This is a genomic window from Kribbella italica, from assembly GCF_014205135.1.
GTDB lineage: Bacteria > Actinomycetota > Actinomycetes > Propionibacteriales > Kribbellaceae > Kribbella > Kribbella italica.
Genome location: NZ_JACHMY010000001.1, coordinates 7,713,898 through 7,723,317, shown reverse-complemented (window position 1 = coordinate 7,723,317; position 9,420 = coordinate 7,713,898). Strand labels below are relative to the sequence as shown.

At 67.3% G+C, this 9,420-nt stretch carries 12 protein-coding genes; 8 read left to right on the top strand and 4 right to left on the bottom strand.

Annotated features, from left to right (window positions below; all coding sequences use genetic code 11):
- Nucleotides 1-14: 14 nt before the first annotated feature.
- The 3 genes from pstA to HDA39_RS36095 all read right to left on the bottom strand — a co-directional run bounded on the left by pstA (nucleotide 15) and on the right by HDA39_RS36095 (nucleotide 2,880).
- On the bottom strand, nucleotides 15-911 hold the full coding sequence (pstA, locus tag HDA39_RS36105; RefSeq protein WP_184802967.1) for a phosphate ABC transporter permease PstA: 897 nt from the start codon (nucleotides 909-911) through the stop codon (nucleotides 15-17).
- Complete coding sequence (gene pstC / locus HDA39_RS36100; protein WP_337926043.1) at nucleotides 911-1,840, bottom strand: phosphate ABC transporter permease subunit PstC; 930 nt, start codon at nucleotides 1,838-1,840, stop codon at nucleotides 911-913. Before pstC ends, pstA begins: the two co-directional genes overlap by 1 nt.
- Nucleotides 1,841-1,905: 65 nt before the next feature.
- Entirely contained in the window at nucleotides 1,906-2,880 is a 975-nt protein-coding gene (locus tag HDA39_RS36095) for a phosphate ABC transporter substrate-binding protein PstS family protein (RefSeq protein ID WP_184802965.1), read from the bottom strand.
- Nucleotides 2,881-3,170: 290 nt separating this feature from the next.
- Here HDA39_RS36095 and HDA39_RS36090 point away from each other — a divergent pair, with 290 nt between their 5' ends.
- The gene (locus HDA39_RS36090) at nucleotides 3,171-5,279 is read left to right on the top strand and encodes a PhoX family protein (RefSeq protein ID WP_184802963.1); all 2,109 of its coding nucleotides are present in this window, start codon (nucleotides 3,171-3,173) and stop codon (nucleotides 5,277-5,279) included.
- Between the two features lie 109 nt (nucleotides 5,280-5,388).
- Nucleotides 5,389-5,757 carry a metalloregulator ArsR/SmtB family transcription factor gene (locus HDA39_RS36085; RefSeq protein WP_184802961.1) on the top strand — a complete coding sequence of 123 codons (369 nt, stop codon included), beginning with the start codon at nucleotides 5,389-5,391 and terminating at the stop codon, nucleotides 5,755-5,757.
- On the opposite strand, the gene HDA39_RS36080 is transcribed toward HDA39_RS36085, so the two are convergent.
- A complete protein-coding gene (locus tag HDA39_RS36080; protein ID WP_184802960.1) occupies nucleotides 5,741-6,784 on the bottom strand; it encodes a flavin-containing monooxygenase in 1,044 nt (347 codons plus the stop codon). The genes HDA39_RS36085 and HDA39_RS36080 overlap by 17 nt on opposite strands.
- A gap of 62 nt (nucleotides 6,785-6,846) precedes the next feature.
- Between HDA39_RS36080 and HDA39_RS36075 the strand changes: the two genes are divergently transcribed.
- The 6 genes from HDA39_RS36075 (at nucleotide 6,847) to HDA39_RS36050 (ending at nucleotide 9,347) form a co-directional block, all read left to right on the top strand.
- Nucleotides 6,847-7,176: an ArsR/SmtB family transcription factor gene (locus HDA39_RS36075; RefSeq protein ID WP_184802958.1), complete on the top strand. Its 330-nt coding sequence runs from the start codon at nucleotides 6,847-6,849 to the stop codon at nucleotides 7,174-7,176.
- Nucleotides 7,177-7,408: 232 nt separating this feature from the next.
- Nucleotides 7,409-7,780: a hypothetical protein gene (locus HDA39_RS36070; protein ID WP_184802956.1), complete on the top strand. Its 372-nt coding sequence runs from the start codon at nucleotides 7,409-7,411 to the stop codon at nucleotides 7,778-7,780.
- A 1-nt stretch (nucleotide 7,781) separates the two neighbouring features.
- Nucleotides 7,782-8,276, top strand: a complete 495-nt coding sequence (locus HDA39_RS36065) for a MerR family transcriptional regulator (RefSeq protein WP_184802954.1) — start codon at nucleotides 7,782-7,784, stop codon at nucleotides 8,274-8,276.
- Nucleotides 8,263-8,601, top strand: a complete 339-nt coding sequence (locus tag HDA39_RS36060; RefSeq protein ID WP_202893221.1) for a hypothetical protein — start codon at nucleotides 8,263-8,265, stop codon at nucleotides 8,599-8,601. Before HDA39_RS36065 ends, HDA39_RS36060 begins: the two co-directional genes overlap by 14 nt.
- A gap of 3 nt (nucleotides 8,602-8,604) precedes the next feature.
- Nucleotides 8,605-8,943, top strand: coding sequence for a YnfA family protein (locus tag HDA39_RS36055; protein ID WP_184802952.1), 339 nt, complete (start codon nucleotides 8,605-8,607; stop codon nucleotides 8,941-8,943).
- The gene (locus tag HDA39_RS36050; protein ID WP_184802950.1) at nucleotides 8,940-9,347 is read left to right on the top strand and encodes an ester cyclase; all 408 of its coding nucleotides are present in this window, start codon (nucleotides 8,940-8,942) and stop codon (nucleotides 9,345-9,347) included. The genes HDA39_RS36055 and HDA39_RS36050 overlap by 4 nt, the downstream gene beginning before the upstream one ends.
- Nucleotides 9,348-9,420 lie beyond the last annotated feature (73 nt).

Sequence of the window (9,420 nt, the reverse complement as noted above, 5' to 3'; positions counted from 1 at the left end):
CGGGGTGTTCATGGTCACCAGCGACGCTGGTAGCGGTTGCGGAGCCAGATCGCGACTGCGTTCATGGCCAGCAGGACGACGATCAGCAGCAGGATCGCCGCGTACGCGAGATCACGGAACGCGTCACGGTCCTGCGGGACGAGGTTGTAGATCTGCACCGGCAACGTCGTGTACCTCGACAGCACGCCGTCCGGGTTGAACGTCACGAAGGTGGTCGCGCCGACCAGGATCAGCGGCGCCGCCTCGCCGATCGCCCGCGACATGGCCAGGATCGAGCCGGTCGCGATACCCGGCACGGCGGCCGGCAGGACCTGGCGCCAAGTGGTCTGCCACTGCGTCGCGCCGAGCGCGAGCGAGCCGTCCCGGATCTCCCTCGGTACCGACCGCAACGCCTCCCTGGTCGTGATGATGATGACCGGAAGGATCAGCAGCGCGAGCGCGACACCACCGGCCATCACGACGGCACCGATCGACACCGGGCCGCGGACGACGAACCCGAGGGTGAGGATGCCGTAGATGACCGCGGGGACTGCGGCGAGGTTCTGGATGTTCAGCTCGATCGCGCGGTTCCACCACTTGGCGGGGTTGGCGTACTCCTCCAGGTAGACCGCGGCGGCGATGCCCAGCGGCAGCGCGATCACCGCCGTGATCCCGCCGACCCACAGCGTGCCGAGCAACGCGGACTGCACACCCGCGGTCTCCGGACGAATTTTGGACGGCTGGTGGGTCACCAGGTTCGCGTCGAAACGGGCCAGGCCCTTCTGGACGATCACCGCGAGAACGAAGAACAAGAAGATGCAGATCAACGCCAGGCACAGCCACAGCAACGCGGCGAAAACGGCCGACGTGATGCCGTCGCGGTTCCGCGTGCGCGTCAGCATGTTTGCCCTGGGCACTGTTGTGGTGGTCATCAGTAAACCTGCCTGTACTTGCGCACCAAACGGATGCTGGCCAGGTTGATCAGCAGTGTGATCGCGAACAGCAGCGCGCCGACGGCGAACAGCGAGTAGTAGACCGGCGAGCCCTGCGGCGCGTCACCGCTGGCGATCTGGGCGATGAACCCGGTCATGGTCTGGGCACCTTCGCGGGGATCGAACGTGAGCTGGGCCCGGCTGCCGGCCGCGATCGTGACGATCATCGTCTCGCCGACCGCTCGCGAGATGCCGAGCACGATCGCGGCGACGATGCCGGACAACGCGGCCGGGAAGACGACCCGCAGCGTGGTCTTCATCCGGTTGGCGCCGAGCGCGTACGACCCCTGCCGCAGCGCCAGCGGCACCGCGGACATCGCGTCCTCACCCAGTGAGGCGATCGTCGGGACGATCATGAACCCCATCACGATGCCCGGCGACAGCATGTTGTGGATCGTGTCGAACCGCACCACGTGAGCGAAGATCGGCGTGAAGATCGTCAGCGCCAGAAAGCCGTACACGACGGTCGGAACACCGGCCAGCACTTCGAGGATCGGCTTGAGCACCTTGCGGACCCGCTCGGACGCGTACTCGCTGAGATAGATCGCGGCACCGAGTCCCAGCGGCACCGCGACAGCCAGCGCGATCACGGTGACGATCGCGGTCGCCACGACCAGTGGCAGTACGCCCCAGGCCTTGTCGGTCCAGCTGAACTTGTTGCCGAACCCCGCGGTCCACTCGGTACCGAACAGGAAGTCCACGATCCCGACGTGGGTGAAGAAGGTGACCGTCGGGGCGAGCAGCGACACCACGATGCCGATCGTCACCGCGACCGACAACCAGGCCGCCCCGACCAGAACGACCTTGATCACTCGTTCGCCGTGCCGGGGATGCTGCTGTCCCAGGTCGATGCTGGGTCCGCGCCACACGCCGGGGTGCCCCCTCCTCACGGAGGAGGCACCCGTCGACGGAACCGCCGTCGTGTCCGGCATCGTCACTGAGCCTTCAGCTTGTCCAGCTCGGTCTTCGCCGTCGTCTTCTGGGCGTCGGTCAGGGGCACGAACTTGGCCGCCTCGACGATCTCCTGGTTCTTCTCCAGGTAGAACTCGACGAAGGACAGCACCTGCTTCTTGGCCAGGCCCTTGTCGGAGGGGTAGATGAACAGCGGACGCGCCAGCGGCGTGTAGCTGCCGTCCTGCGCGGTGGCGACCGAGGGCTCGACGCATCCCTTGCCGCCGTCGATCTTGACCGCCTTCAGCTTGTCCGCGTTCTCCTCGAAGTACGAGAAGCCGAAGTACCCGAGCGCACCCTTGGCGCCGGAGACACCCTGGACGGTGACGTTGTCGTCCTCGGTCGGGTTGTAGTCGGTGCGGCTCTTGCCTTCCTCACCGTTGATCTCACCGGTGAAGTAGTCGAAGGTGCCGGAGTCCGACCCCGCGCCGTACAGCGGGAGCGCCTCGTTCGGGAACTTCGGGTCGACCTGGTTCCAGGTCTTCACCTTCGACCCCGGCTCCCAGATCTTCTTCAGCTGGGCCACAGTCAGGCAATCGACCCAGTCGTTGTCCTTGTTGACGACGACCGTCAGCGCGTCGTTGGCGACCTGGAGCTCAGAGAACTTGACGCCGTTCTTGTCACACAGCGCCTTCTCCTCGTCCTTGATCGGCCGGGACGCGTTCGAGATGTCGGTCTCGCCGGCGCAGAACTTCTTGAAGCCGCCGCCGGTACCGGAGGTGCCGACCGCGACGTCGACGCCTTTCTGCTCTTCCTTGAAGAGCTCGCCCGCGGCCGCGGTCAGTGGCTCGACCGTGCTGGAGCCGTCGACGACGACCTGGCCCGACAGCGCTTCACCGCTGCCTCCACCGCTGCCGGCCGGCGTCTCGTTGTTGTTCCCACCGCACGCCGACAGGGCGAGCAGGGCCGCCGCCGTGACGGCGACGTATCGCAAGTGCTTGACCGGGCGGATGACCACCGGGCACCCCTCCTGAGTTAGGTCCCGTGTCCGGGACACCGCGAGCTGCCACGCGTTTCACGTAACAACTAGATCGAAGAAGTTCGATGTAAACGGCAGGTGAACGGGCGGTGATCTCCAGGCTCTATATAGACGAATCTCGATGTACAGGCGCTCCGACTGTGACGAGTCGACCTCGATCGGCGGTCGTTCACCTGATGGTCACGGACTGGCCACCAACAACTACATAGATGAACGCCTATCCAGTTGTTAGCGTCGCCGCGACTGCTTCGAATCTCTGGAGGGGACGCATGACGCTCGCAGACGAGCCACGCCGGCTGCTGCCGCTGGCCGACGGCCACGGAGGCCGCAGCTCGATGACCTGTCTTTACCGGTGCGGCAACGCCTGCGCGCACCCGGCGCCGAACTCGTCCGGCAACGAGTACTTCGCCGACGGCGTCAAGGCGGAGGTCTCGCGGCGAGGCATCTTCAAGGCGGGCGCCGTCGGCGCGCTCGTGATCGGCGCCGGTGCTGCCGGCGCCGTACCGGCAGCTGCTGCGCCGTCGGGCGGTTCCGCCGCATCGTCGGCGGGCAGCCGATCAGGCGCCGGGCTGACCTTCAAGGCGATCCCGCCGAACACCCTCGACACTGTGATCGTGCCCAACGGGTACGACGAGAAGGTCCTGATTCGCTGGGGCGACCCGATCCTGCCGGGCGCTCCGGCCTTCGACATCGACAGGCAGAGCCCGACGGCCCAGGCAGGTCAGTTCGGGTACAACAACGACTTCCTGGTCATCGTGCCGCTCGACCGTCACTTCACGCGGGGCCTGCTGGTGGTCAACCACGAGTACACCAACGAGGAACTGATGTTCCGCGGCTACGCCGGCGGCGCGACGGCCACCACGCAACAGATGCGGATCGCCCTCGCCGCGCACGGCATGAGCGTCGTCGAGGTCGAACGGGTCGAGCGCACCGGCGAGTGGCGCGTGGTCAGCCAAGGCCGACGCCGCTACAACCGGCGGCTGACCGCCTCGACGCCGATGAAGTTCACCGGCCCGGCGGCCGGATCGCAGCTGCTGCGGACCACCGCCGATCCTCGCGGCGTACGAGTGCTCGGATCGCTGAACAACTGCTCCGGTGGACTGACGCCGTGGGGCACGATCCTGTCCGGCGAGGAGAACTTCAACCAGTACTTCGTCGGCGCCGACGGTGCACCGGCGGACGCCAAGCCCGCACTCGCGCGGTACGGCATCGACATCACCAAGCGCTACCCGTCCGGCAGCCGCTACTGGGACAAGGCCGACAGCCGCTTCGACGTGACGAAGAACCCGCACGAGCCCAACCGGTTCGGCTGGATCATGGAGGTCGATCCTTACGACCCGCAGTCGACTCCTCGCAAGCACACCGCTCTCGGCCGTTTCAAGCACGAGGGTGCTGCTGTCGTGGTCGCGAAGTCCGGCTACGTCGTCGCGTACATGGGAGACGACGAGCGCTTCGACTACATCTACAAGTTCGTCTCCGACCGCAAGCTCCGCACCGGAGACTCCAAGGCCGATCGCGAGAGCAACAGCCGTCTGCTGGAGTCGGGCAGCCTGTACGTCGCCAAGCTCGGCTTCACCAGCGCCTCCGAGATCGACGGGTCCGGCAAGCTGCCGAGCGACGGAGCGTTCAACGGAACCGGTACGTGGATCCCGCTGACCCGTGGTGGCAAGTCACTCGTGCCCGGGATGGCGATCGACGAGGTGCTCGTGCACACCCGCCTCGCGGCGGACAAGGTCGGCGCGACCAAGATGGACCGGCCCGAGGACATCGAGGTCAGTAAGCTGACCGGCAAGGTGTACGTCGCGCTGACGAACAACAGCAACCGCGGCGCCGCGGGTCAGGCGGCAGCGGACGAGGCCAACCCGCGCAAGAGCAACAAGCACGGCCAGGTCTTCGAGCTCGTCGAGATCGGCGGCAACCACGCGAGCGAGACTTTCACCTGGTCACTGCCGATCGTCTGCGGCGATCCGGCCGACCCGTCGACGTACTTCGCGGGTTACGACAAGACGGAGGTCTCGCCGATCTCGTGCCCGGACAATCTCGATTTCGATGCCCACGGCAACTTGTGGATCTCGACCGACGGCAACGCGCTGGTCGACCACGCGGGCACGAACTTCCACGACGGACTGTTCGCGGTGGCGGTCGAGGGGCCGGACCGGGGGAAGGCGAAGCAGTTCCTGTCGGTTCCGCGGGGCGCGGAGCAGGCGTCGGCGTACGTCGTACCGGACAACAAGTCGGTCGTGGTCTCGGTCCAGCATCCCGGTGAGATCACCGGCGCCTCGGTCGACAACCCGGCCAGCACCTGGCCCGACGGCGACTTCGCCCGGCCCGCGGTGATCGTCACCTGGCGGCCCGACGGAAGCGAGATCGGCTCCTGATCGCGGCCGGCCGCCTCGGCGACGGGGCGGCCGGCCCAGTTCGTGTCTGGCGGGTGAACATATTCGTGGCCGATAGGTTTCTGCGGTGGCAGCGATCTAGACTGTTGACGTGAGTACACGTCGAGGCGCCGAGCGGGTCGGTGCGCCGAGCAGCGGCGACTCGCATCAGGTGACCGGTGTCGCGATCGGCCGCGACGAGGCCGAGCGGCTGGCCGTCGTACTGAAGGCCCTCTCGGATCCCACCCGCCTGCAGCTCCTGGCGATGATCGAGGCGAGCCCCGACGGCGAGGCGTGCGTGAACGACCTGACCGAGCCGCTCGAGCTCAGTCAGCCGACGATCAGCCACCACCTCAAGATCCTTGTGACGGCCGGAATCCTGGCGCGCGACAAGCGCGGTCTGTGGTCCTGGTACTCGATCGTGCCGGATCAGCTGCAGACTCTTCGCGCTCTTCTGCCCGGCCCTACCTTCCTGCGCTAGCGAGCGCCTTGGCGACGTACTGGGCGTCCCGGGAGACTCCACGCAGCGTGTTCGACGAGAAGGAGCGCTGGAACTCGAGTCCGAGGTAGGCCAGGCCCGGGTGCGTGAGCGAGATGCCGCGCTTGTGCAGGGGCAGGCCTGTGTCGTCGAGTGCGCCCAGACCCTCCAGGTACGGGAGGTTCGGTCGATAGCCGGTCGCCATGATGACGGTGTCGACGTGTTCGTGGCTGCCGTCGGCCCAGACCACCTGATCACCGTCGAACCGACTGAACATCGGCCGCTGGTCGAGCAGCCCCGACTTGAGCGCGTCGCCGTAGATACCGGTGTCGAAGACCAGGGTCCCGCGGACAAGCCTGCTCAGGATCGAAGGTGGCAGAAGATCCAGGCGTAGGGCGTGCAGCCAGTAGTGCATGTCGCGGCCGCCGCGGATCTGGGGCACGAACTGGACGGGTCGCCGTACGGCCAGGGTCACCTTGGCCAACGCGGCCAGCTCGTAGCCGACCTGGATTGCGGAGTTGCCCGCACCGACCACGACGACCCGCTGACCGGCGTACTGCTGAGGATCGCGGTACTGCGCCACATGGAGAATCTGGCCGGTGAAGTCGCCGGGGATCTGCGGCACGTACGGCCGGCTGAATGATCCGCTGGCACAGATGACACCGGCAGCCGGGAACTCCTCACCGCCAGCTGTCCGTACGACGAATCTGCGGGCGGAGCTCTCCACCGCCGTAGCGCGAGTGTTGAGGTGGACCTCGGCGTCGAGTCCCGCGGCGAGCTTGTCGAGGTAGGAGACCACCTCGTCCCGCGTGGGGTAGCGGTCCTGCTCACCAGGGAACGGCGCGCCGGGAAAGCCGCTGTACCGAGCCGGCGAGAAGAGCGTCAGGCTGTCGTAGTAGTTCGGCCAGGATCCAACGGTGCGATCGCCGGCCTCCAGCAGCACCGGACGCATCCCGGCGTCGCGAACGGCGAACGCGCCGGCAAGCCCGGACTGGCCGCCGCCGATGATCACCACAGAGTCAGAAGTCATGAACCAAACATATCCCAATATCGTTATATGACGAAACCTCAATATTGGCTACGCTGGACCCCATGGCGAAGAAGGCTGACAGCGCGACCTGCGCTCCCGCAGAACCGGCGGAGCTCCGGCCCGCCACTCACGACTTCCTGAAGGCCCTGTCGAACCCGACCCGCCAGCGCATCATGCTCCTGTTCGCCCGCGGCGCCGAGCTGTCCGTCAACGAGGTCGCCGAACAAGCCGCCATCGGCCAGTCCACCGCCTCGCAGCAACTCGACCTCCTCCGCCGCGGAGGCATCGTCACCTCCCGCCGCGAAGGCAAAGCCGTCCTCTACCGAGCCGACAAGGCCGGCGCCGCCGCAGCCCTGTCCGACCTCCAGGCATACCTCCAGAACTGCTGCTGACCTCCACCGCAACTTCAGTCGATGATCGGCCCCGGCGTCCGGATCGAAGAGATGATCAGCAACGTCGAGACGCGCCTAGTCGAAGCCAGAGGCCGCGCGTAGCTCAGGGCAGACGAGCATGGCGGCGCCGCAGCGCTCGCCGACCACAGACCTACGTGCAGAACTGCCGCTGAACCAACAGGGTGAGATCGGGGTTGCATCCGGTACTGGGGTACAGGTTTACCGTCGAGGTATGTGCACCTCAGACACCAGCCCTTCCTCGACCGGGCTCGACTGGGTTCCGGCTTCTTGCACGCTGCCGACCGTCGAGCAGCCGATCCGGGTCGCCGAGTTCGACGACCTGTTCTCCTCCTCCGTCCGCGGCGCGGAGCGTATCGACGCCACGACGCTGCGGCTAGACGTCGCCGCGGACGCCGAGGCGCGTGCGCGCGACCTGGCCAGTCGAGAGAGCACTTGCTGCTCGTTCTTCGGGTTCGACTTCGCTCCCGTCGGCGACGTGGTGGAGATGACGGTGACCGTCCCGGCCGCGCACGTCGCGGTGCTGGACGCGTTCGCCACCCGCGCCACAGCGGCGGTCGGTCATGGCGCACGGGCAGCGGGCTGACATGACCACTGTCGACGGAGGCCTGCGGTCGGGCCAGGTCGCTGACGCGGCCGGGGTGAACCTGCAAACCTTGCGCTACTACGAACGCCGAGGGCTCCTGGCCGAACCTGATCGCAGCCCCGGCGGTCATCGCCTCTACCCGCCGGAAGCGGTGACCGTGCTGCGGGTGATCAAGGCCGCGCAGCGGCTCGGGTTCACCCTGGAGGAGATCTCCGACCTGCTGGAGGCCGGCCGTCACCACCACGGCGCGAAAGCCGACGAAGGTTTGCAGGCCCGGGCCCGGGACAAGCTCGTCGACGTCGAAGCCAAGATCGCTGACCTGACCGTGATCGCCGCGTCGCTTCGGACCGCGCTCGATGCCGGCTGCGACGATCTGATCGCCTGCGCGCACAGCCCCAGCTGCCCGCTGCCCTTCGCCGACCTGGCCGCCGAGGCGCCCACCGGCACCCACCTGAAACTTGCCGACGAACCGGAGCCGCGCCGTGACTGCTGCTGACACCAATCAAGCACCGAAGACCCACCGGCCGTGGCAGGTGGCCGGTGCCGCAGCCGCCGCGGTCGGCGCCTGCGCGGCGTGCTGCGCCGGGCCGGTCCTGGCTGCGCTCGGCGGCCTGTCGATCGCCTCGCTGGCCAGTGCGGTGTGGATGCCGGTACTGGCCGTCATCGCTGTCGCACCGATGGTGGCGATGGTGCTGGTGCTGCGCAGACGACGCAACGCCACTTGCGCGGCCCCGGCCGGACCGATCGACCTCGGCATGCCGCCGACCCCGCCGCGGACCGGGGCGAGTCGCGCGGCGGACAAGTCGGTGGATACGTTCTGACCCATGACGATCGTCAAATCCATCGCGCTGTTCGTTGTGGCTGCCATCGCCGAGATCGGCGGCGCCTGGCTGATCTGGCAAGGCTGGCGCGAACACCGCGGCCTGTGGTGGATCGCCGGCGGCATCCTTGCCCTCGGCGCCTACGGCTTCGTCGCGACCTTCCAGCCCGACCCCAACTTCGGCCGCATCCTGGCCGCCTACGGCGGCATCTTCGTCGCCGGCTCCCTCGCCTGGGGCATGCTCGTCGACGGATTCCGCCCCGACCGATGGGACCTGGCCGGCGCCGCGATCTGCCTGATCGGAGTCGTCGTCATCATGTACGCGCCTCGGAGCGCCTCGTGAGCACACCAGCCGTGCTCGCGGCGAACAAAGCGGTCGTGCAGCGCCTGGTCGATGAAGTCCTCAACGGCGGCAACCTCGACCTGATCGACGACCTCTACACCCCCGACCAGGCTTCGGCGGCCCGGGAGTGGATCGAGCCGTTCCGGGCCTCGTTCCCCGACGTCCGCATGGACACGATCGAACTCCTCGCCGAAGGCGACATCGTGATCGGGCGTTTCACCTGCACCGCCACTCACACCGGCACCTGGCTAGGGCACCCACCCACCGGACGCCGGTTCGTGGCCATTGACGAGGTCAACCGCTACCGAATCGACAACGGCCGCATCGCCGACACCTGGACCCTCGAAGACAATCTCGACCGACTCACCCAACTGGGGCTGCTCCCCACCAGACACGACGAGTAGCGACCGACGTTTCCCTCAACACTTCACCAGTTCAGTGCAGGTAGGCGCACCCGCCTCTTGGTCGGCGCGGTCT